At 52.4% G+C, this 21,819-nt stretch carries 23 protein-coding genes and 1 other annotated feature; of the genes, 8 read left to right on the forward strand and 15 right to left on the reverse strand.

Going from position 1 to position 21,819, the window contains the following annotated elements:
* Nucleotides 1-205 precede the first annotated feature (205 nt).
* On the forward strand, nt 206-1,405 hold the full coding sequence (locus tag GN242_RS15910; protein WP_154752329.1) for an MFS transporter: 1,200 nt from the start codon (nt 206-208) through the stop codon (nt 1,403-1,405).
* Between the two features lie 333 nt (nt 1,406-1,738).
* Nucleotides 1,739-3,421, forward strand: coding sequence for a YbaL family putative K(+) efflux transporter (gene ybaL / locus GN242_RS15915; RefSeq protein WP_154752330.1), 1,683 nt, complete (start codon nt 1,739-1,741; stop codon nt 3,419-3,421).
* A gap of 66 nt (nt 3,422-3,487) precedes the next feature.
* On the opposite strand, the gene GN242_RS15920 is transcribed toward ybaL, so the two are convergent.
* The 7 genes from GN242_RS15920 to GN242_RS15950 form a co-directional block, all read right to left on the reverse strand.
* Nucleotides 3,488-4,792, reverse strand: coding sequence for an inosine/guanosine kinase (locus GN242_RS15920; protein WP_156287821.1), 1,305 nt, complete (start codon nt 4,790-4,792; stop codon nt 3,488-3,490).
* An 88-nt stretch (nt 4,793-4,880) separates the two neighbouring features.
* On the reverse strand, nt 4,881-5,840 hold the full coding sequence (hemH, locus tag GN242_RS15925; RefSeq protein ID WP_156287822.1) for a ferrochelatase: 960 nt from the start codon (nt 5,838-5,840) through the stop codon (nt 4,881-4,883).
* A 125-nt stretch (nt 5,841-5,965) separates the two neighbouring features.
* A complete protein-coding gene (adk, locus tag GN242_RS15930; protein WP_154752333.1) occupies nt 5,966-6,610 on the reverse strand; it encodes an adenylate kinase in 645 nt (214 codons plus the stop codon).
* A gap of 93 nt (nt 6,611-6,703) precedes the next feature.
* Nucleotides 6,704-7,606, reverse strand: a complete 903-nt coding sequence (locus GN242_RS15935) for a DMT family transporter (RefSeq protein WP_156287823.1) — start codon at nt 7,604-7,606, stop codon at nt 6,704-6,706.
* Entirely contained in the window at nt 7,603-8,478 is an 876-nt protein-coding gene (locus GN242_RS15940) for a DUF6024 family protein (RefSeq protein ID WP_154752335.1), read from the reverse strand. The genes GN242_RS15935 and GN242_RS15940 overlap by 4 nt, the downstream gene beginning before the upstream one ends.
* Entirely contained in the window at nt 8,478-8,876 is a 399-nt protein-coding gene (locus tag GN242_RS15945) for an NUDIX hydrolase (RefSeq protein ID WP_154752336.1), read from the reverse strand. Before GN242_RS15945 ends, GN242_RS15940 begins: the two co-directional genes overlap by 1 nt.
* 53 nt (nt 8,877-8,929) lie before the next feature.
* A complete protein-coding gene (locus GN242_RS15950; RefSeq protein WP_154752337.1) occupies nt 8,930-9,634 on the reverse strand; it encodes a hypothetical protein in 705 nt (234 codons plus the stop codon).
* A gap of 207 nt (nt 9,635-9,841) precedes the next feature.
* Here GN242_RS15950 and GN242_RS15955 point away from each other — a divergent pair, with 207 nt between their 5' ends.
* The gene (locus tag GN242_RS15955) at nt 9,842-10,717 is read left to right on the forward strand and encodes a LysR substrate-binding domain-containing protein (protein ID WP_154752338.1); all 876 of its coding nucleotides are present in this window, start codon (nt 9,842-9,844) and stop codon (nt 10,715-10,717) included.
* 114 nt (nt 10,718-10,831) lie between these two features.
* Nucleotides 10,832-11,317: a transposase gene (locus GN242_RS15960; RefSeq protein WP_154752339.1), complete on the forward strand. Its 486-nt coding sequence runs from the start codon at nt 10,832-10,834 to the stop codon at nt 11,315-11,317.
* Nucleotides 11,318-11,692: 375 nt separating this feature from the next.
* On the opposite strand, the gene htpG is transcribed toward GN242_RS15960, so the two are convergent.
* The 7 genes from htpG to GN242_RS15995 form a co-directional block, all read right to left on the reverse strand.
* Nucleotides 11,693-13,561: a molecular chaperone HtpG gene (gene htpG / locus GN242_RS15965; protein ID WP_197094801.1), complete on the reverse strand. Its 1,869-nt coding sequence runs from the start codon at nt 13,559-13,561 to the stop codon at nt 11,693-11,695.
* 105 nt (nt 13,562-13,666) lie between these two features.
* On the reverse strand, nt 13,667-14,272 hold the full coding sequence (gene recR, locus GN242_RS15970) for a recombination mediator RecR (protein WP_154752341.1): 606 nt from the start codon (nt 14,270-14,272) through the stop codon (nt 13,667-13,669).
* On the reverse strand, nt 14,272-14,601 hold the full coding sequence (locus GN242_RS15975) for a YbaB/EbfC family nucleoid-associated protein (RefSeq protein ID WP_017799391.1): 330 nt from the start codon (nt 14,599-14,601) through the stop codon (nt 14,272-14,274). The genes recR and GN242_RS15975 overlap by 1 nt, the downstream gene beginning before the upstream one ends.
* Before the next feature lie 52 nt (nt 14,602-14,653).
* Nucleotides 14,654-16,594, reverse strand: coding sequence for a DNA polymerase III subunit gamma/tau (gene dnaX / locus GN242_RS15980; protein ID WP_156287825.1), 1,941 nt, complete (start codon nt 16,592-16,594; stop codon nt 14,654-14,656).
* Nucleotides 15,254-15,315, reverse strand: a sequence feature (DnaX frameshifting element). It overlaps the preceding gene by 62 nt.
* Nucleotides 16,595-16,841: 247 nt before the next feature.
* On the reverse strand, nt 16,842-17,444 hold the full coding sequence (locus tag GN242_RS15985) for an Ail/Lom family outer membrane beta-barrel protein (RefSeq protein ID WP_154752343.1): 603 nt from the start codon (nt 17,442-17,444) through the stop codon (nt 16,842-16,844).
* 193 nt (nt 17,445-17,637) lie between these two features.
* Entirely contained in the window at nt 17,638-18,189 is a 552-nt protein-coding gene (apt, locus tag GN242_RS15990) for an adenine phosphoribosyltransferase (protein ID WP_154752344.1), read from the reverse strand.
* Between the two features lie 156 nt (nt 18,190-18,345).
* Nucleotides 18,346-18,723, reverse strand: a complete 378-nt coding sequence (locus GN242_RS15995; protein ID WP_154752345.1) for a DUF454 family protein — start codon at nt 18,721-18,723, stop codon at nt 18,346-18,348.
* A gap of 66 nt (nt 18,724-18,789) precedes the next feature.
* Here GN242_RS15995 and priC point away from each other — a divergent pair, with 66 nt between their 5' ends.
* The 3 genes from priC to rsmS all read left to right on the forward strand — a co-directional run bounded on the left by priC (nt 18,790) and on the right by rsmS (nt 19,826).
* Nucleotides 18,790-19,326, forward strand: a complete 537-nt coding sequence (gene priC, locus GN242_RS16000; RefSeq protein ID WP_154752346.1) for a primosomal replication protein PriC — start codon at nt 18,790-18,792, stop codon at nt 19,324-19,326.
* 68 nt (nt 19,327-19,394) lie between these two features.
* Complete coding sequence (locus GN242_RS16005) at nt 19,395-19,640, forward strand: GlsB/YeaQ/YmgE family stress response membrane protein (protein ID WP_154752347.1); 246 nt, start codon at nt 19,395-19,397, stop codon at nt 19,638-19,640.
* Nucleotides 19,641-19,676: 36 nt separating this feature from the next.
* Nucleotides 19,677-19,826 carry a pleiotropic regulatory protein RsmS gene (rsmS, locus tag GN242_RS16010; RefSeq protein WP_154752348.1) on the forward strand — a complete coding sequence of 50 codons (150 nt, stop codon included), beginning with the start codon at nt 19,677-19,679 and terminating at the stop codon, nt 19,824-19,826.
* A gap of 7 nt (nt 19,827-19,833) precedes the next feature.
* On the opposite strand, the gene acrR is transcribed toward rsmS, so the two are convergent.
* Nucleotides 19,834-20,472, reverse strand: a complete 639-nt coding sequence (gene acrR / locus GN242_RS16015; protein ID WP_154752349.1) for a multidrug efflux transporter transcriptional repressor AcrR — start codon at nt 20,470-20,472, stop codon at nt 19,834-19,836.
* A 141-nt stretch (nt 20,473-20,613) separates the two neighbouring features.
* On the opposite strand from acrR, the gene GN242_RS16020 reads away from it, so the two are divergent.
* Entirely contained in the window at nt 20,614-21,813 is a 1,200-nt protein-coding gene (locus tag GN242_RS16020; RefSeq protein WP_154752350.1) for an efflux RND transporter periplasmic adaptor subunit, read from the forward strand.
* The last annotated feature ends 6 nt before the right edge of the window (nt 21,814-21,819 follow it).

Raw genomic sequence — 21,819 nt, forward strand, 5'->3', positions numbered from 1 at the left:
TGGCAGGCGGCAACGCAGCGCATCCCCAGGAGCTTACATCAGTAAGTGACTGGGGTAAGTGAGGAAGAGCCAACGATCCTGCACGTCGAAGTATGACGGGTATCAGGCTTAACGCTAAATGATATTTACTGTACCTTATGTTATTAGCACGTTAACAAATTTTCCGATTTCCAGTTAAAAACATAAAAATTGACGGGTTATTTCAATGGCAAGCGATCAGACTATTTCTTCCTCTAAAGCACCGGTTCGCCGAACTTCATTTGGTATACTTGGCGCTATCAGCGTAGCGCATTTACTTAATGATATGATTCAGTCGCTGATCCTGGCGATTTATCCTTTATTGCGCGATGACTTTTCCCTCAGCTTTGTGCAAATCGGTATGATCACCTTGACCTATCAGATGACCGCCTCGCTGTTACAGCCGATCATTGGTCACTTTACCGATAAATATCCGCAACCGTGGTCGCTGCCGATCGGCATGGGGTTTACCCTTTGTGGCCTGGTACTGCTGGCACTGGCCACCACCTTCCCGATGATTCTGGTTGCAGCGGCACTGGTGGGAACCGGCTCTTCCGTATTCCATCCTGAATCCTCGCGCGTGGCGCGGATGGCCTCCGGCGGACGACATGGCCTTGCGCAGTCACTGTTTCAGGTAGGCGGAAACTTTGGCAGTTCACTTGGCCCCCTGCTGGCTGCATTGCTGATTGCACCTTATGGCCGAGGCAATATAGCCTGGTTTTCTCTGGCAGCCCTGCTGGCAATTATCGTTCTGTTGCAGATTAGTCGTTGGTATCAAACTCAGAATCGCGTGGCAAAAAGCCATGCTGCCCCGGCGGTAAGCTTGCTGCCACGCCGCCAGGTGGCGTTTGCCATCACCATTCTGCTGGTGTTGGTTTTCTCAAAATACTTTTATCTCACCAGCCTGAGCAGCTACTACACTTTTTATTTGATGCATAAATTCGGGCTTTCCGTACAGAATGCGCAGCTACATCTGTTTATGTTCCTGTTTGCGGTGGCAGCGGGAACAGTGATTGGTGGCCCAATCGGCGATAAAATTGGTCGTAAGCGAGTGATTTGGGCATCTATCCTTGGCGTCGCCCCGTTTACCCTGATGCTGCCTTATGCCAACTTATGGTGGACTGGTGCACTTTCGGTAGTGATTGGCTTTGTGCTGGCTTCCGCGTTTTCAGCCATTCTGGTTTACGCTCAGGAGCTGATGCCGGGTCGTATCGGGCTGGTTTCAGGCCTGTTTTTTGGTTTTTCTTTCGGTATGGGTGGGTTGGGTGCAGCGGTGCTGGGTGTCGTTGCTGACCACAAAGGGATTGAGCTGGTTTATCAAATCTGCGCTTATCTACCGCTTCTGGGGATCCTGACGGCTTTCCTGCCCGATAACCGCCATAAATAGCCCTGCCCGGTGCTGATGACTGTTTTTGGCACCGGCTCACTCTCTTGTAACGTCAGCCTCTTGCTCTGATAACTGTCTAAAATCGCACTCTGTGCCACATTTCCTTCAATGATCGAGTTTTTTTGCCATTAAGGCTAATAATCACAAGCGTCATTAAGCAATATGCCATACACTTGAAAACTTACAACTGGACACAATTACATTCTGGATAGTTTAAGTTGCTGGATAACGGCAAGCCTGCGGGTCTCCTGAAACACAATAGCCCTGTGAGCCGGTGTCGCCCAGGTATCTGCAATTTGGATATGTCGAGTATGCACACAAAAGGAGACAGGTATGCATCATACTACCCCGCTTATCACCACCATTGTGGGAGGCTTAGTTCTCGCCTTCCTCTTTGGTATGCTGGCTAATCGCCTGCGCATCTCTCCTCTTGTTGGTTATCTGTTAGCTGGCGTTCTCGCCGGCCCCTTCACCCCGGGCTTTGTTGCCGATACTAATCTGGCACCGGAACTGGCTGAACTGGGCGTGATCCTGCTGATGTTCGGCGTGGGTTTGCACTTCTCTCTGAAAGACCTGATGGCTGTAAAGTCCATCGCCATCCCGGGTGCTGTTGCACAAATCGCTGCCGCCACGCTATTAGGCATGGGGCTGTCGTGGGCGCTGGGATGGCCAATGATGACAGGTCTGGTATTCGGACTTTGCCTTTCAACCGCCAGTACCGTGGTGCTGTTACGTGCGTTGGAAGAGCGGCAGTTAATCGATAGTCAGCGCGGGCAGATTGCTATTGGCTGGCTGATTGTCGAAGATCTGATGATGGTGCTGGCGCTGGTACTGCTACCCGCTGTTGCCGGGCTGTTTGAAGAGGGTAATGCCAGCATTACTGCGGTATTGCTCGATCTGCTGATTACCATTGGCAAGGTTGTGGCCTTTATGGTGCTGATGATGGTAGTGGGTCGACGCGTGGTGCCGTGGATCCTTGCCCGCAGTGCAGCGACCGGTTCACGCGAGCTGTTTACCCTTGCGGTATTAGCACTGGCGCTGGGGATTGCCTTTGGTGCGGTCGAGTTCTTTGACGTCTCCTTCGCGCTGGGTGCTTTCTTTGCCGGTATGGTACTGAACGAATCCGAACTGAGCCACCGCGCTGCTCACGATACCCTGCCACTGCGCGATGCATTTGCGGTGCTGTTCTTTGTTTCCGTCGGCATGCTGTTTGATCCGATGATCCTTATCCAACAGCCGCTGGCGGTGCTGGGTGCGCTGGCGATTATTGTATTTGGTAAATCACTGGTAGCGCTGTTCCTGGTGATGCTGTTCGGCCACTCAAAACGCACTGCACTGACCATCTCCGTCAGTCTGGCGCAGATCGGTGAGTTCGCCTTTATTCTTGCAGGTCTGGGCATTTCCCTGAACCTGCTGCCAGATAGCGGGCGCAATCTGGTGCTGGCGGGCGCTATTCTGTCGATTATGCTGAACCCGATCCTGTTTGCCGTGCTGGAACGCTATCTTGAAAAAACCGAGACCATCGAAGAACAGACGATGGAAGAGGCGATTGAGGAAGAGAAACAGATCCCGGTGGATCTGTGTAATCATGCGGTGATTGTCGGCTTCGGTCGTGTTGGCAGTCTGCTGGGCAGCCGCCTGATGGAGGCGGGTATTCCGATTGTGGTCGTTGAGAGCAGTCGTCCAAGGATTGAGGCATTACGCGAGCAGGGGATAAAAGCGGTGCTGGGCAATGCCGCACGCGGCGATATTATGGAACTGGCGCGCCTGGACTGCGCGCGCTGGCTGCTGCTGACCATTCCTAACGGCTATGAAGCCGGAGAGATTGTCATTGCTGCACGTGAAGCGCGCCCGAATATTGAGATTATCGCCCGTGCGCATTATGACGACGAGGTGGATTATATTATGGAGCGCGGCGCGGATCGCGTGGTGATGGGCGAGCGGGAGATCGCCAATAGTATGTTGAATTTGCTGCTACTTAGCCCGGTAGAGACACCGGCAGAGTGCCCGGTTTAACCTGATTGGGCGAGGCATCCCTCGCCCCTGAAGAGCGAGGACTGCCTCGCTCTTCAGGTTTTAAGCTTACCGCTCCCAGTAAGACTCCTCAAGACTATCTTCCCGCTCCGGCAGCCCGCGCGTCAAACGCGGCGAGTGCTGATTCAGCACCTGATAACTTACGCGGTTCGCGTACTTACATACCTGCGCCAGCGAGGAGTAAGTCAGATAATTGCGCCCGTGCTTACTGGAATTCGGCACATTCGAACGGTGAAAATTATTGGCAGTAATATCGTGCAGTAGCGCCGCCAGCGCGCCATCCCCTGCCCCGTTGGTATTCATGATCTTTTCTGGCCCGCCCATATACGGCGCGATATGGGAAAAGATACGCAGCGGATCGATGCAGTCCTGATGACGCATCGCACGGCTGAATTCATACTGATTAAACTCAGGGATCGCTCCCGGCAGAAGCGGATGCTGCGTGGTACGCTTGCCGGACTCCTCGGTAAAGGCCGCCATATACAGGCCGTTTGGTCCGGCGGTACACAGCACCAGATCTACCCAGTCGAGAGCAACATTTGCCGCCTGTAACGGGTCGCGCTCACCAGTCAGCTCAAACGCTTCATCTTCATTCATCGCCACCACGGAGACATGCTCACGCAGGAAATCACGCCAGAACTGTGGATTATCAGCAATGACATACTTGGTGCCCAGCGTCAGTACAACGGGCACATTGTGTTTCTTCGCCCAGCGAATCGCCTGCATGGTTGCCTCAGGCATAGGTTCACCCGGCTTACAGCGCACCAGATAAGAGGTCAGTACCAGCGCCGATGCTCCGGCAATCACCTCTTCAGGAATACTCTGCGGGTGCAGCTGATTCATCATCCCGGGACTGATAGCGAAAGTACGTTCGCCGTTATCGCCAATCAGCGTGAAACAGCGACCAATCGCCCCATCAACACCCTGCAAATAGTTCAGGTCAGTCCGGCTTGAGGTGTTACACAGGTAACGGTAGGCGTAGCCGCCAATCTGCACGTTATTACACATCACACCCAGTAATACCGAACGGTCATCAGCCAGCACTGAATAGTTGTGCAGCGTATTCCCGATAGTGCCACCAGCAAATTGATGGGTAATCAGGTTGTTATCAACCAGTTCAGCGTAAAGCGCTTCGGCGACATCATCCTCAATCACCAGCGAATGTCCGAGACTCAGGCCATAACGTGCCACAAAGTCATCGTCCACTTTTGCTTCAATATCGACGAGGATCTGATCGATACCGACAATCCAGCTGTTAGCCGCATCATTTTCCGGCTGAACAGGTTGTAATAATGGATCGCGCGCGCTAACGGGGAAATAGTGTTTGGATTTACGTTTACCGGGGAATTTCATAATTGCAGGCTACGGACAGGGGATCAGAGCGCAATCATAGCACAATTGCGCTCTGTGACGATGACAGTGGGCCTCAGGGCACACTGTATTAACGGTACTGGTTTACCAGCTCCAGCATCATGGTGATATGTTCTTCATCATCATTCAGCGCCGGAATGTACTCGAAGCGTGTTCCGCCTGCATGCAGGAAGAATTCGCGGTTCTGCTCGTTAATCTCTTCCAGCGTCTCCAGGCAGTCAGCCGAGAAACCCGGGCTCATAATCTGCACGTGCTTCACACCCTTGGCGGGCAAAGCCTGCATAGTTTCATCGGTGTACGGCGTCAGCCACGGCTCACGGCCAAAACGCGACTGGAAGGTCAGCATGGCTTCGCTGCTGCCGAGGCCCAGCGAGGCAGTCAAAGCGTTGAAGGTGTCATAGCAGCGCTGCGGATAATCATCGCCCTCATCGGCGAAACGCTGCGGGATGCCGTGGAAGGAGGTTACCAGCAGATCGGGCTTACCATGCTGTGCAAACGAGCGCTCAACTGACGCTTTAAGTGCAGCAATATAAGCCGGGTGTTCAGCGTAATCACGGATAAAGTTCACCGACGGCAGGCTGCGGTAACCGGCAAACACCTCGGTAATACCATCCCATACCGCCGCCACAGTCGAGCATGAAAACTGCGGATAGAGCGGCAGTACGATCAAGCGATTAACACCCTGCTGCATCAGGCTATCGATAGCACTTTTTAAGCTCGGATTACCGTAGCTCATCCCCAGCTCCACCGGTATATCCAGCCGCGCCGCCAGCGCCGCACGCTGACGCTGACTGAATACCATCAGCGGGGAGCCGCCATCCATCCATACGGAGGCATACAGTTTTGCCACACGTGGAGAACGAAGCGGAAGAATACCGATATTCAGAATCGGCCACCATAGCCAGCGCGGGGTATCAACCACGCGTTTATCGCTAAGAAACTGTTTCAGATAACGTTTTACGGCAGGTGTGGTAGGAGCATCTGGCGTACCTAAGTTAACCAGTAACACGCCGGGCTTGTCTTGCCTCATTGTTATTCCTTTTTACGGCATCGTCGGGGATTAAACGAGACTTATTCTAGCGGAAAAAAGCGGGGGATAAACCAATTGCTGTCATTGGGCCAGGGTATCTGCTGACCCAATGACAATGCTCTGCACTAACCGAGGATTTTAGCCAGCTCTGCGCTGACTTCTGCCACTTTACGGGTGCCGTCAATTTTGTGGTACGCAGTGTTACCCGCAGCAGCTTCTTTGCTGTAGTAAGCAATCAGCGGAGCGGTCATCTCGTGATATTCCACCAGACGTTTACGTACGGTAGCTTCCTGATCATCTTTACGGATAGTCAGATCTTCACCGGTCACATCATCTTTACCTTCCACTTTTGGTGGATTGTAGGTGACGTGGTAAACGCGGCCAGATGGCGCATGAACCCGGCGACCCACGATACGATCAACGATCAGCTCGTCAGGTACCGCGAACTCCAGCACGTTATCAACTTTGATGCCCGCTTCCTTCATGGCGTCAGCCTGAGGAATGGTGCGTGGGAAGCCATCGAGCAGGAAACCGTTGCGGCAGTCTTCCTGAGCGATACGCTCTTTAACCAGCGCAATCACCAGTTCATCGGTGACCAGTTTACCATCATCCATAATCTGTTTGGCTTTCTGACCCAGCTCCGAACCTGCTTTAACAGCAGCGCGTAACATGTCACCCGTGGAGATTTGCGGAATACCGTATTTCTCCATAATGAACTGAGCCTGAGTCCCTTTACCTGCACCCGGAGCTCCGAGCAGAATAATACGCATTGCGTAAATCCCCTTGCGAATCGCTTAATTGATCACTTTATCTGAGGGCAAGAACATACCATTTTGGCCCGCTGTCCACAAGGAAGGGCGCGGTTATCCTGCATCCGCGTAGCGTTGTAACGACACCTGGCGCCGGGCATAAATCGACTGCGAAATGACCGCAATAATAATCACTGCACCACCAATAACTGCATGAATTGTTGGTACTTCGTCCATAAAAAGATACATCCAAAGTGGAGCGAGCGCCGTTTCCAGCAGTAAAAACAGCCCGGCATTTGCCGGAGAAACAAAACGTGTAGATAAGGTGATTAAGCCCATTGCCAGCGGCATAATCAGTGCACCTTCGGCGATTACCCAACCATATTGCGCCGCCGACACCACTTTCAGACTATCTGCCATATTCGAATCTGGCCACAGTATGATTAACACCGATGCCAGCACCGCGCCAAGTGACGGTAATCCGGCCGTGCCTCCGCTGACGCGTGAAGTAAAGATAAACGCCAGCGCCATCGAGACAGCCGTAGCCAACGCATAAATATTTGCAATACCGCTATGGCCCAGCCCGCGTCCCGCCATGACAATTACCACACCAACAATCCCTGCCAGCGAGGCCAGCATCACACTGCGATCGATGGCAGTTTTAAAGAACAGTCGGGTAATCAGCGCGGAGATAAACGGCGTGGAGGAGATGATTACCAGCACCGTCGCCACGTTACCCCGGTTCAGTGCATTGACGAAACAGGCGGAGGCGATACAGAAAAACAGCGCTGACAGCACATTGTCTTTGTTCAGCCAGGGTGTACCGAGCGTAGAGCGGCTCTGACGCCAGAAAATCCACATCAGCAGGCAAACTCCCCACATACAGATGCCGCGCAGCGCAACAATCAGCCACGAATTCTCAATCCCCATCATGCGGATAAACACAGAATCCGTGCTGAGAATAACGCCGCCCAGTATGCCAATCATATTGCCATTGATAGCAAAGGTGTTTTTCATTTCGACTCCCACAGAGCGCACAGATTCCGTTCAACCTGCTCCGTCATATCGACGGGTTCACTGCCATCCCCGCGTACCCAGCACGACAAACGCAGAGTGTTGGCATGGGGGAAATAGCTGGCACCAGCCGCTTTTACCTGCTGCTGCAAACACTCACTGAGGGCGGGCACAGTGAAACAGCTAAAAGGTAAATCCGGGGCGCTGATCGATGTAAAGTCCATACCCGCTACATCCTTAAGCTGTAGGGGCCTGACTTGCGCCACGTTATACGGCTGCCAGTGCTTGCTGCGAACATTGATCAATGCTTCTTCCAGTGGTTTTGCCGAAGAGGTGGACTCTTCAAACAGGCGTAATTCACTGCGCATCAGCGTACTGAAGTCCTCCGGGCGCAGAGCGATAATTGCCAGTCCGACAGTTAACGACGCATGCTTGTGCAGCGGAGCAACAAAAATAGAACTTTCAGCAGTCAGCTCCCCATGCCGGTTAGTGGCAAAGCTGTGCGAGGCATCTACGACACCTTTACCTTTGCTGTCTTTCAGGCTGTTCACTTCGCCAGTGTAAGGATTGACGTGAGTAATAATGGGTACGCTGCCTGGCCCGGTAAAGTGTGAGGACGGCGGACTGAACAGCTCAGTGATCGGCTGATAGTGCGCGTGTTTCGCCAGGCAGAGCGTGGTCTCCTGTTTATGAAACAGGTGAGACAGAATAACCAGCCCGACGCGCACCGACTGAACAAAAAACAGATCGTAGTCCTGTAATTGATAGACTCGGGTAAGTTCTTCGCGGAGTTCGTCTTTCAGCATAGAAGCTCGCTTATAAAACCGATCGCCGTGGATCTGCTGTAGCTGTGGTGAAAGTGAGGATGCGTCCATTAGTTTATTAACTCCTGCTGGAAAAGCAGCGGCATTACGTTATCGCGGAAGATCGACCCAACCGCAATTTCACAAGGTGGTCTGCGATAGTTCACCCACGCAATTTCTTCGATTTCGTTTCCCGCACGCGGCTGGCCAACTATTTCAACGTGGTAGACATGGTTTTCAATGCCCATCGCTTCAAATTCGGCCCGGCCGTGGAACAGACCAAATGGCCGGAAACTTTTAATCTGCACACCCAGTTCTTCCTGAAGTTCGCGCTTCAGACAGCTCAGGTGATCTTCTCCTGCCAGTGGTTTACCGCCTGGGGAAATAAAAATATCGGTGCCGCGTTTGCGGGTCAGTAACAGCGATCGCTGATTAATAATAATGGCCGCGCATTTAACGATTATTTTCATCTTGGGCTCCGGGTGGCGCACCCCGTGGGATACGCCACCGTTGTCATTCAGATTCAGGCAGCGGCGCTGGTTTTCAGCACTGGAGTCATCAGGGTTTCTCCTGACAGGAAGCGGACGATGTTGTGTGCCAGCGGTGCCTTGTCATGCAGATAGGCGAGGATCACATCATCACTCGGCGTTGAGAAACTGTCGGCAAAGATGCTGATGCCTTCCAGAGACTTGGTCGAAATACCCAGCTGTAGCAGACGGTATTTAACGTCATCTGCCGACTGGGCAAACTCATAAATCGGTGACTGATAATTGATGTCGTACCTGGCCATCATTTCCATCAGGAAGGTTTTCGCCACCTGACGCTGTTCCGGGAACTCCATCTGATAATGTGTAATGCCATCGTTGATGGTATTGATATCGTTGCGATGGCAGAAATCCACCAGATGAGCATGAATTGCCAGTTTCTCCCCCAGCAGCACCAGATTTTTGCGATATTTCAGGATGTCGTCCTCAAGATGTTCAATGGCAATTGAACGGAACGCACCGCTGATATCGGCAATGGTATGGGCAACAACCAGGTCACCAAACCGGCTTTTTAATTCATCAACACGGTGTGACAAAATGCCACGATGTAGTGAACATCCGCTGTTTCCTGACCAGAGGTGTACAGGGATACCCTGTAACATCAGATAACACGCTGCCAGGGTGCTATCACGACCGCCGGTAAACATGACGAGTTGGGTTTTTACTGAATGCTGATTTGTCATTTTCCTTTCCTTCGCATAGATGATGAATGTAATCGTGGGCTGACAAGGGGAAAATACGGCTGTGTAACAAGAGAAACCAGAAAGGGGTGTTTGCTGATGGCTGACAGGACAGCACCCCGACCCGGAAGCCAGAGTAGGGAAATTGTGCTGGACTTGAAAATGATATAAACAGACACTGATTGTTAGTTTTTCTAACAGGGTATGATTATGTCTGGCCTTCCTTCACTGCGCGCTCTGCGCTACTTTCATCAGGCGGCGCTGCATCAAAGCTTTAGCCTGGCGGCCCAGTCGTTGAATGTGACGCACAGCGCCGTAAGCCATCAAATCAAGCAGTTAGAGGAGTGGCTGGGGAAACCGTTATTTCTGCGGGTGAATGGCCGGGTGCAATTAACCGCAGACGGAGAGCGGCTGAAAGTATGTTGTATACAGACCTTCCGCGAGATAGAAGTAACCTGCGAAAAAATCCGGGCACGTAATCTGCACAGTCTTACCGTCTCCTGCGCCCCCAGTTTCCTGGCACAGTGGCTGATCCCACGCATCAGTCGCTTCTCCGAACGGCATGGCAATATCGCCCTCACCTTTCAGACCCATGTAGATATAGAGCGGGTACGCAGCGAACATACCGATGTATTGATTGTCAGCCATGAGCAACCGTTGCAGGAAGATATCGCCGCCACGCTGATCACCGTCGACTATATTGGCCCGGTGTGTGCTCCGGAGTTCAGCAATCGTTTTACCTACCAGACAGATTTCTCCACCCTGCCGCTGCTGCATGCCGATACCAAGCTGCATGCATGGGCGGAATGGGCAAAAAAAACCGGCGCGCGCGGTGATTTTTGGGCGGGCCGTCATTTCGACAATCTGACCCTGGCGATTCAGGCCGCACGTAACGGAATGGGCATTATTATGACGCCGCAGATTTTAGTAAAAAAAGAGATCCGCGACGGTTCGTTAATTGCACCGCTGGGGTTTGCCGAAGTGGATCGCGCCACATGGATGATGGTGAAAGCGTCACGCAAAGAGGAAACGGAGATTGAGCTATTTCGCAGGTGGTTATTAGAAGAGGCATCGACGGTGGGATAGACGGGGCATGCCTGCCCCTGCGTAGAGAGTATAATTACGAGCAGTCTCGACATTCTGGCCCCCGGAAACTTCCGACCAGGCCTGTGCTGATATCCTGAGCAACAGGAGGATGTCATGACACAAAGGAAATCTTTACGCTTATCACATTATGATTACCACCAGCCGGGATATTACTATCTGACACTGTGCTGTCAGCAGAAAAACGCTATTTTCGGGCGCTGTTTAAATAACCAACGTTATCTCAGCCAATATGGCATCATCGCCCGACAATACCTTTACGCATTACCCGACCATTATCCAGGTTGCCAGATCGACAGCTGTATTATTATGCCCGACCATCTGCACTGCATTTTAGTGCTGCCAGAGCGGTATAAGTATTCTGTTGGAACGGTGGTTGGCAGTTATAAATCGGCAGTGGCAAATAAGATTCGACGTTTGAATCCAGGGTTGAAAGTATGGCAGCGAGGATATTGGGATAGAGTGATTCGCAACCAGCGTGAGCTGAATAATGTGCGGGAATATATGTTAAATAACCCGTTACGCTGGTGCTTACGGGAAAAAACAGGGTCAGGCATGCCTGACCCCTACGAAGGATCGTAACTCTATCCAGGCGCGGGCGAGGCACGCCTCGCCCGTCGTCAATAACAACCCGGAGCGTAATCTTACGCAGGGGCGAGGTACGCCTCGCCCGTCGTCAATAACAACCCGGAGCGTAATCTTACGCAGGGGCGAGGTACGCCTCGCCCGTCGTCAATAACAACCCGTAGCGTAATCTTACGCAGGGGCGAGGCACGCCTCCCGTCGTCAATAACAACCCGGAGCGTAATCTTACGCAGGGGCGAGGTACGCCTCGCCCGTCGTCAATAACAACCCGGAGCGTAATCTTACATAGGGGCGAGGCACGCCTCGCCCGTCATCAATAACAACCCGGAGCGTAATCTTACGTAGGGGCGAGGCACGCCTCGCCCTTATCAGTTAACCCAACAGCAGCTGATTCATACGGCGAATAAACTGGTTCGGATCTTCCAGCGATCCTTTCTCTGCCAGCAGCGCCTGATCCAACAGCAGCTCGACCCACTCGGCGAAGCGAGCTTCATCCTGAGTATCGGCGGCGCGTTTAACCAGTGCATGTTCAGGGTTAAGCTCAAACAGGTATTTCACCTCAGGCACTTCCTGACCCGCAGCGGCAAACAGCTTCGCCATCTGGGTAGTCATTTCGTTAGCTTCGGTGGTTACAATGGCCGGAGTATCGGTCAGACGGTGCGTCAGACGCACTTCTTTGACGCGATCGCCCAGCAGTGTTTTCACACGCTCAACGAATGGCTCCAGCGCCTTCTCAGCTTCTTTCTGCTCTTCGGTCTCTTCATCTGCCAGCTTACTCAGCGAATCATCCGCTTTGCTCACTGACTGGAAGGTTTTACCATCGAACTCAGTCAGATAGCTCATCATCCACTCATCGATACGATCGGAGAGCAGCAGAACCTCGATACCTTTCTTACGGAACAGCTCAAGATGCGGGCTGCTTTTCGCCGCGGCATAGCTATCAGCAGTGATGTAATAAATCTTCTCCTGCCCTTCCACCATGCGGCTGACATAGTCTTCCAGCGATACGGTCTGCGCCGGGCCTTCGCTGCTGGTGCTGGCGAATCTCAGCAGTTTAGCGATGGTTTGGGCATTGCTGCTGTCTTCTGCCGGGCCCTCTTTCAGCACCAGACCAAACTGCTGCCAGAATGACTGATATTTAGCCTCGTCGTCTTTTGCTACTTTTTCCAGCATTTGCAGAGAACGCTTAGTCAGCGCACCGCGCAGGCTCTGGGTAATACGGCTGTCCTGTAAAATTTCACGTGAGACGTTCAGCGGCAGATCGTTAGAATCGATCAGCCCTTTTACAAAGCGCAGGTAGTTCGGCATAAACTGCTCTGCGTCATCCATGATAAACACGCGCTGCACATACAATTTCAAGCCGTGCTTATGATCACGGTTCCACATATCCCACGGTGCCTGAGCCGGAATATAGAGCAGGCTGGTGTACTCCTGCTTACCCTCTACGCGGTTGTGGCTCCATGTCAGTGGGTCAGCGAAATCATGGGCGACGTGTTTGTAGAACTCTTTATACTCGTACTCACTAATCTCAGATTTGTTACGCGTCCACAGCGCCTGTGCCTTGTTGATCTTTTCCCACGATGTTGTGTTGTCTTCTTCGTTATGGGTTTCGATTTCAACCGGCAGCGCTATATGGTCGGAGTACTTGCTGATGATGCTGCGCACACGCCAGGCATCAAGGAACTCATCTTCACCTTCACGCAGATGCAGGGTAATTTCGGTTCCGCGATCCGCTTTTTCGATATCGGCGATGGTGTATTCACCTTCACCGGCTGACTCCCAGAACACGCCTTCTGACGCAGCAGCGCCTGCGGCACGGGTACGCACGGAAACTTTATCAGCGACGATAAACGCCGAGTAGAAGCCAACGCCAAATTGACCAATCAGCTGGCTGTCTTTTGCCTGGTCAGATCCCAGCGACTCGAGGAATGATTTGGTGCCGGATTTCGCGATTGTACCCAGGTTTTCAATGACTTCTTCACGACGCATACCGATGCCGTTATCACTCAACGTCAGGGTGCGATTGTCTTTGTCGATAGAAACCCGTACCCGCAGTTCGCCATCACCCTCATAGAGATCCGGAGTGGATAACGCACGGAAGCGCAGCTTATCAGCAGCATCTGAAGCGTTAGAGATTAACTCACGCAGGAAGATTTCTTTATTTGAATAGAGTGAGTGGATCATCAGATGCAGAAGCTGTTTTACCTCTGACTGGAAGCCACGTGTCTCTTGTCCTTTCATGGTCATTGCTACCTCAACTAAAAACAGATGATGAACGTTGAGGTATTAAATGGGGGTAACCTTGAATATTTCAAGACGGCACGAAGGACTCGTGCCGTTGATTGTTCAGAATTTAAACTTTTGACGCCCGGCCAGCGAATGCGACAGCGTGGTGCCGTCAACCATCTCCAGCTCACCGCCCACAGGAACACCATGGGCTATGCGGCTGGCCTCCACGCCATACTGTTCACACAGGCTGGCAATGTAGTTGGCAGTCGCCTCCCCTTCCACCGTTGGATTGGTGGCAAGGATAACTTCTACAATCGTCTCTTTTTCCAGCCGCTGCTCAAGGCGATCGAGGCCGATATCATTCGGCCCGATGCCATCCAGCGGTGACAGATGCCCCATCAGCACAAAGTAACGACCGGCAAACTGACCGGTCTGTTCGATGGCGTGGATATCTGCCGGGCTTTCCACCACGCAGATCAGCCCATTCTGCTGACGCCGTGGATTGGCGCAGATGGTACAGATTTCCTGCTCGGTGAATGTGCGGCAATCGGAACAGTGACCGATTTCCGACATCGCCCGCGTCAGCGCCTGCGCAAGGCGCATACCGCCGCTGCGGTCACGCTGTAACAGCTGGAATGCCATGCGCTGCGCCGATTTCGGCCCAACGCCTGGCAGGCAACGCAGCGACTCCATTAATGCTTCAAGGAGCGGGCTGGTTTGCATCAGAATGGCATCTTGAAGCCAGGTGGCAGCTGCATACCACTTGATACGGCAGCCATTTTCTCTTTCTGAGTTTCAGCAACACGACGTGCCGCATCATTGAAAGCGGCAGCAACCAGATCTTCCAGCATGTCTTTGTCATCTTCCAGCAGGCTCGGGTCGACTTCCACACGACGGCAGTTATGCGCACCGTTGATAGTCACTTTTACCAGGCCAGCGCCGGATTCACCGGTTACTTCCATCGCAGCAATCTCTTCCTGCACCTGGGCCATTTTGTCCTGCATTTGCTGGGCCTGCTTCATCAGGTTGCCCAATCCGGCTTTACCAAACATAAGTTCTCTCTCTTCAGATCAGGCCGCATCAACGTTACTGCGATGCGGCGGGTTAAACAGGTCGGATACTCTCTTCGTCAACGTCGGCATCGAAAAACCGACGCAACGTCTGAATATGAGTATCCGTGATAATCGACTGACGCGCCTGCGCCAGTTTCTCTTCATAGATTTTTTGCCGCCATTCCAGCGGCGTCAGCACCGCAGGATTATCATCTTCCACCACAGTTAATTCAATGGGGTGTCCGGCAGCGGCATTCAAGGCATCACTTAAGGCTTTTTGCGCCGAGGGAGAATTCAGATGGCGCTGAGTAGTGCGCAGATGCAGGCAGATGCCGTTATCGGTCTGCTCCTTCCACGCGTTCAGCGCCAGCTGCTGCACCAGTTTTGGCATCGTCAGCGCCGCAATTTCAGCGGCCCAGGGATCACGCTCCAGTGATTCCGCCACCAGCTTCACCATCAGCTCTGGGTTTTTCTCATGCTCCAGCGCCGTACGTAATGCTTTTGGCGTCGCAACCGGTTCAGCCTTCACTTCCGTAGGGTTTTGCGCCTTCCAGCGGTATGCCTCTTCTTTTACAGGAACGGCTTCTGCCGCTGCCTGCTGCAAGCGTTGCTGCCCGCGTTCGGTAACCGCAGCAAGGCGCTCCAGTGCCGAACTCGCCGGCCGCGCACCCTGCGCTGCCGGCTCAGTCTTTTTTGGCTTACTCGCCCCCTGATGGCGCAACAGCTGGGTTCGCGCCTGAAGGAGCTGGCTGGTGGAGTCGGATAATCCATGAGGAGGCGGTGATTCCTGCGCCGGCGGTGATGATGGCTGTGGCACACTCCCCGCCACAGCACTTTGCCCTGGAGCCTGATCGGCAGATGGCTGCAAGGTCATGGTCGGGCGCGCAACCGGGTCGGCAATCACCGCTTTAGGATGAAATGCCAGTGCGCGCAGCAGCGTCATTTCAACACCCATACGGCGATCTGGCGCTAAAGACAGCTCTTTACGCCCCACTAACAGCGTCTGGTAATAGAGCTGAACATCGGCAGGCGGTAATACCCGCGCCAGCTCTCGCAGCCGCTGCTCGATGGCCGCCATATCTTCACCCAGCGCAGAAGGCAGCAGCTGAATCATTGCTACACGATGTAATAGCGTGAGCATTTCCACCAGCAGTGCTTCCCACTCAACTCCGCGTGAAGCCGCCTGGTTTAGCAGCGCCATAACCTGGGCGCCATCAGCCTGAACCAGCGCTTCAATCAGCGCCAGCGGCTGTTCATCGTCAAGCGTACCGAGCATGTCATTGACGGTGGCGGTAGTGACCTGCCCCTGCCCCATCGCAATCGCCTGATCGGCAAGACTGAGTGCATCACGCATACTGCCGTCAGCAGCGCGCGCCAGCAGTTGCAAAGCTCGGGTTTCCGCACTGATCTGTTCGGCGTGCAGCACATGCTCCAGCTGACCACGGATCTGTTCCTGATCCAGGGCTTTCAGATGGAATTGCAGGCAGCGCGACAAAATGGTGACCGGTAGTTTCTGCGGATCGGTGGTGGCAAGCAGGAATTTTACGTGTTCCGGCGGCTCTTCCAGCGTTTTCAACAGCGCGTTAAAGCTGTGGCGCGAGAGCATATGGACTTCATCGATCAGATAAACTTTGAAGCGACCGCGCGCCGGTGCGTACTGCACGTTATCCAGCAGATCGCGGGTATCTTCAACTTTAGTACGAGATGCAGCGTCAATCTCAATCAGATCGACAAAACGGCCCTGTTCGATCTCCCGGCAATTATCGCACTGCCCGCAAGGGGTGGCAGTGATGCCAGTTTCACAGTTAAGACCTTTTGCCAGTAAACGGGCAATGGTTGTTTTCCCGACGCCACGGGTGCCGGAAAAGAGATAAGCATGATGGATGCGGCCAAGGGACAAACCATTAGCCAACGCGGTGAGTACGTGTTGCTGACCAACAACATCTGTAAACGCTTGTGGACGCCACTTGCGCGCCAGTACCTGATAGCTCATTAAGACTTCATCATTGTTTTGTTACTGAATTACTAACCTTAACAGTGAGAAACCGCAGTTTAGCCTGTTGACGGATATCAGCCGAATCAACCGTATTTACGGCCGTTAAGCGGATTAAAGGAAGGTACTATAACAGATGGCCCACCTCTCGCCATGCTGTTGCACGCTTTATTTTACCCTGGCAACCGGCTTGTTTTTCAATGATGCCGCGCTAATAAATACTACCGTAGTTTCAGTGATTGCAGGCTCAAAACTGATAGCCCACGCCCACATTAAAACCATTGCTGGACGTTTTAAGTACATGTCCCCCCTGGTAACCCACATCCAGAATCACATTATTCGTTACGTTGAACTGCATGCCTGCTCCCCAGGCAAAACGAGCATCGAATATTTTATAACGCGCTGAGTGGTCGCCGGATGCGTTATGATAATTGTTCTTGTTGTAACTACTTTCCACCCCCGCCCCCATCAGCACATACATACTGGCCCAGCTTGCAACGCGATATGCAGGCCCCACCATCAGGGAGTAGTAGCGCACACGGTGATTTTTATCCACGGAAGAGTCACCAAAATCATGGGACTGGCTGCCACGCCCGTTCATCCATGTCAGAGATACCACAGCACTCAGCGGCAACTCCGGAATCTCATAGTGATACTTAAGGTTGATACCTTTTATATTTTTGAAATGTTTAATATGGCTCTGGGCATAGCCAAGAGTGAAGGTGTGCTGACCGGTAATGCCTGCGGTCTGATACTGATACTCTGAAGGTACGCTATTTTCGCCCGCAACCGCCTCTCCAGCACTGGCTACAGCGGTGAGTACAGTCAATATAGTGGTTAGTTTCTTCATTCCGATCGTCCTTAATCGCTATCGCAACATACAGTGCTTCTGCGTTTTTCGATTAAGTTTATCCAGCAAAATATGTGAGTTACTGCTTTTTGTGCCGAAGAGGCGATAAGGGCATTTTTGAATGGGTAAGAGAAGAGGATAAGAAGAGGTGATGAAACGATTACAAGGGGCAGGCTGCCTGCCCCTCAAAGTCTTAGTGACCGGAGAAGTTCACCAGACTGTAGCTTTCAACGCCCTGCGCTTTCAGACGAGACTCGCCCGTCAGATCAAACAGGTTAATGATAAATGCGGCGTCTTTAACGCTGCCACCAGCACGGCGAATCAGCTTAACGGTAGCTTCAATAGTACCGCCGGTTGCCAGCAGGTCATCAATAACCAGCACAATATCGCCTGGCTGAATTGCATCACAGTGCAGCTCCAGCGTGTCGGTGCCGTACTCCAGCTCATAGGTTTCAGCAAAGGTTTTACGTGGGAGTTTCCCCGGCTTACGTACCGGAACAAAACCAACGCCAAGCCCGAGAGCCACAGGTGCGCCGAACAGGAATCCACGCGCTTCGGTGCCTACTACTTTGGTGATGCCAGCGTCACGATAGCGTTCAACCAACAGTTCAATGCTCAGTGCAAACGCTTTCGGATCTTCCAGCAGACTGGTTACATCGCGAAAGAGAATGCCCGGTTTTGGGTAATCCGGGATGCTTTTGATACTGTTTTTAATCAATTCAAGCTGCTGCGCAGTCGCGGTCATAATGTTATGCCTGGTGTATACAAATCTGACTCGCGCAGCTTCATCCCACTCTGCGGCAAGATTGCCGGGTGAAATTCTGACATTAAGGGGAAGCCGCGCACGAAAACGATCAAATTTATGCAAAGCGCCGGACAATTGCAACAGCGTTTAGTAAAATCACGACTTTTCTTGCTTCTCATCAACCACAGGTAAACGGCTCATAAAGATCAGCAGACAGCAGAGGATCGTCAGCAGCAGCAGTCTCACCCAAAGAATTTTCACCATCCACAGCGAAAAAGCAAAAGTCAGCAAAATAAACAGAATTGCTCTACTTTTTGCGCCGGGAGGCATTGCCCGGTATTGCTGCCAGTGACGCAGATAGCGGCCAAATACCGACCGGTGCAGCAGCCAGTGGTGAAAACGAGGTGAAGAGCGGGCAAAGCACCAGGCAGCCAGCAGCAAAAACGGAGTCGTCGGCAGCAGCGGCAGCACCACGCCCAGCGTAGCCAGTACCACTGCAACCCAGCCGAAAAAAATAAGAATGTAACGCTGCATGGCACACCCGAAAAAATGTCTCAGAATCAGAGTATCATACAGAGCATTAACACCACGGAGAACAAGATGAAAAGCGCAGGCTTACTGCAACAACTAGATATGCAATTTGAACAGCTTGCGCGCACCGTGGAGCCTCATGCCAACAAGCGCACCGGACAGGCGCGCTTCGATATCAAATTATTTCACTGCCACACCACGCGCCTGGGGGATTATTTACTGGAAATTCGTCAGACGCTCGAACAGTTGAAACAGAGCGTGAAAGATAATCGCACTGAAAGCGTGGCATGGATGGCCGAGCGCGTTGTTATGCAGATGAGCGCTCTGCAACGTGAACTGGCGACACAGACAATGCGCAGCAACGAATCTCGCGCGGCCCCGGTGAAAGAAAATCTGTATGAGAAGCTGGCGGAACATCAAGGTTTCGAGCGCCGCTTACGTGCGATGATCAGCGACCGTGAAAGCCTGCTGGCGACTCAGGAAACCCTGGCACAGCAGCAACAGTTGCAGCGCGAACTGGCTGCACTCGAAGGACGGCTGCAACGGTGCTTACAGGCGCTAAAGCGAATAGAACGCGGCATTGAAAATCGTGAACGTGGCGGTTAATCTGGCATCCGGCCCCTTCCAGATGAGAGGCTATAATTTTCATATTTCCCTCGACGTGGAGTGAAACGATGGGCCTGATCTCCTGGCTGATTATCGGCCTGCTGGTGGGCTTTATTGCCCGTTATTTCTTCCCCGGTCGGCCAGGCGGGCTGGTTCCTGCGCTGGTACTCGCTGCGGTGGGAGCGCTAATCGGCGGCTATATCAGCACCTATATCAATTACGGCACACTGGCCACCATTGACCCTCGCGCCATGTTAATAGCGCTGGCGGGTGCACTGTTGATGACAGTCGTCGTCAAAATTTTACGCATCTGACCGCCTGTCGCGCTGGTTAACTAAAAAGGAAAGAATATGTCGCTGGAAACCGCGCCAGAAGAAGTCAAACTTGCTGTTGATTTGATTATGTTATTGGAAGAGAATCATATTGCGCCAGAAACCGTAGTGGCTGCACTGGCAATAGTGCTGCGAGATTTTGAACAAAAAGTCGCAACACGATCTTGACCGAATATTAAGCGGAGTTACGCAGCGTCGGGCAGAGTAACAGCATATCAATAAGCGTCTCTACCAGTTGCGGAGCATCGCGCGCCAGATCAAAGCTGTTTGGCATAAATAACCAGTTCTCAATAATGCCGGTAATATAGCCGCGCATCACAACAGCGGCACGCCGGGTATCGAGATTTTCGGGGAGTTGTTTTGCATCAATGCATTGAGCTAATACCTCTTCTATCTTCTCATAACACTCCAGATAGAGGTTTTGCTGCATCAGTTGCAGAGTGGCCATCTCACCAACAAATTCACACTTGTGGTAAATAATTTCCATAAGCGCACGTCTTCTTGGGTCACTGGCTGTTGCGTCAAGGACATAGAGCAACATACCGCGCATCACAGAAAGTGGATCAGAAGGATATTTTGATTGATACTCAAGCTCCAGGTCCGCCATTACGGATTCGGACTGCGCCCAGATTTCATTGAGCAAATCAGTTTTATTTTTGAAATGCCAGTAGATTGCACCCCGCGTCACGCCAGCACTTGAGGCGATATCAGCCAGTGACGTTTTAGAAACGCCATATTCAGAGAAACGTTCGATAGCGGCATCGATGATCTGATTGCGAGTTTCCTGCGCTTGTTGTTTGGTATTTCGTGCCATGAGGGTGTTATTTACAAAGGGTTAGACTTACATACATTTTCGAATGTATGTACCATAGCACGACCATAATTTAAACGCAGCAATGGGTTTATGGGTTTGTGATCCATTGAACAATCGATATCGGACACTCGAGGTTTATTTATGAACAAAAACAGAGGGTTAACGCCTCTGGCGGCCGTCCTGATGCTCTCAGGCAGCTTAGTGCTAACGGGATGTGATAACAAAGAATCGCAGCAGGCCGGACAGCAGCAAGCACCTGAAGTGGGTATCAAGACGTTGAAAAGCGCCCCGCTTAAAATTACTACCGACCTGCCAGGTCGTACCTCATCGTTCCGTATTGCAGAAGTTCGCCCACAGGTATCAGGCATTATTCTGAAACGTAACTTTGTAGAGGGTAGCGATATCAAGGCTGGTGAGTCTTTATATCAAATTGATCCAGCCACTTATCAAGCCGCTTATAACAGCGCTAAAGGGGATCTGGCACAGGCACAAGCCAACGCACAGATCGCCGCATTAACGGTTAAACGCTATAAACCACTGCTGGGCACCAAGTACATCAGCCAGCAGGATTACGACACGGCAATGGCAACGCAAAGCCAGACTGCCGCTGCCGTTCAGGCTGCACAGGCCACGGTTGAAACAGCACGCATTAACCTCGCATATACCCGCGTGACCTCGCCTATCAGCGGTCGCATTGGTAAATCGTCGGTTACCGAAGGCGCGTTAGTCGCCAATGCGCAAACCACTGCGCTGGCAACGGTACAACAGCTTGACCCTATCTATGTTGATGTCACTCAGTCCAGTGAAGACTTCATGCGTCTTCGCGACGAACTGAATTCTGGCAAGTTACAGCAGACCAACGGTAAGGCTGAAGTAAAACTACTGACACAAAACGGTAGCGAATATGCACAGAGCGGAACATTGGAATTCTCTGATGTTACTGTGGATGAAACTACCGGTTCCATCACACTGCGTGCCGTGTTCCCTAACCCGGATCACAGCCTGCTGCCAGGCATGTTCGTGCGTGCCCGTCTGGATGAAGGTACCAACCCGAATGCGCTGTTAGTGCCTCAGCAGGGTGTGACCCGTACACCAACCGGCCAGGCGACTGCCATGGTGGTGGGTGCGGATAACAAGGTCGAAGTACGTACCCTTACAGCCGATCAGGCATTTGGGGACAAGTGGCTGGTGTCTGCGGGTCTGAAAGATGGCGATCGTGTAATTGTGACTGGCCTGCAACGCGTGAAACCTGGTATCACGGTAACACCTCAGGAAGTCAGTGATGACAGCGCCAAAGCAGGGACTGAGTCTCAGGCAAAGTCTGAACAACCGAAGTCTTAACAGGAG

The sequence above is a fragment of the Erwinia sorbitola genome (genome assembly GCF_009738185.1).
Classification (GTDB): Bacteria; Pseudomonadota; Gammaproteobacteria; order Enterobacterales; family Enterobacteriaceae; genus Erwinia; species Erwinia sorbitola.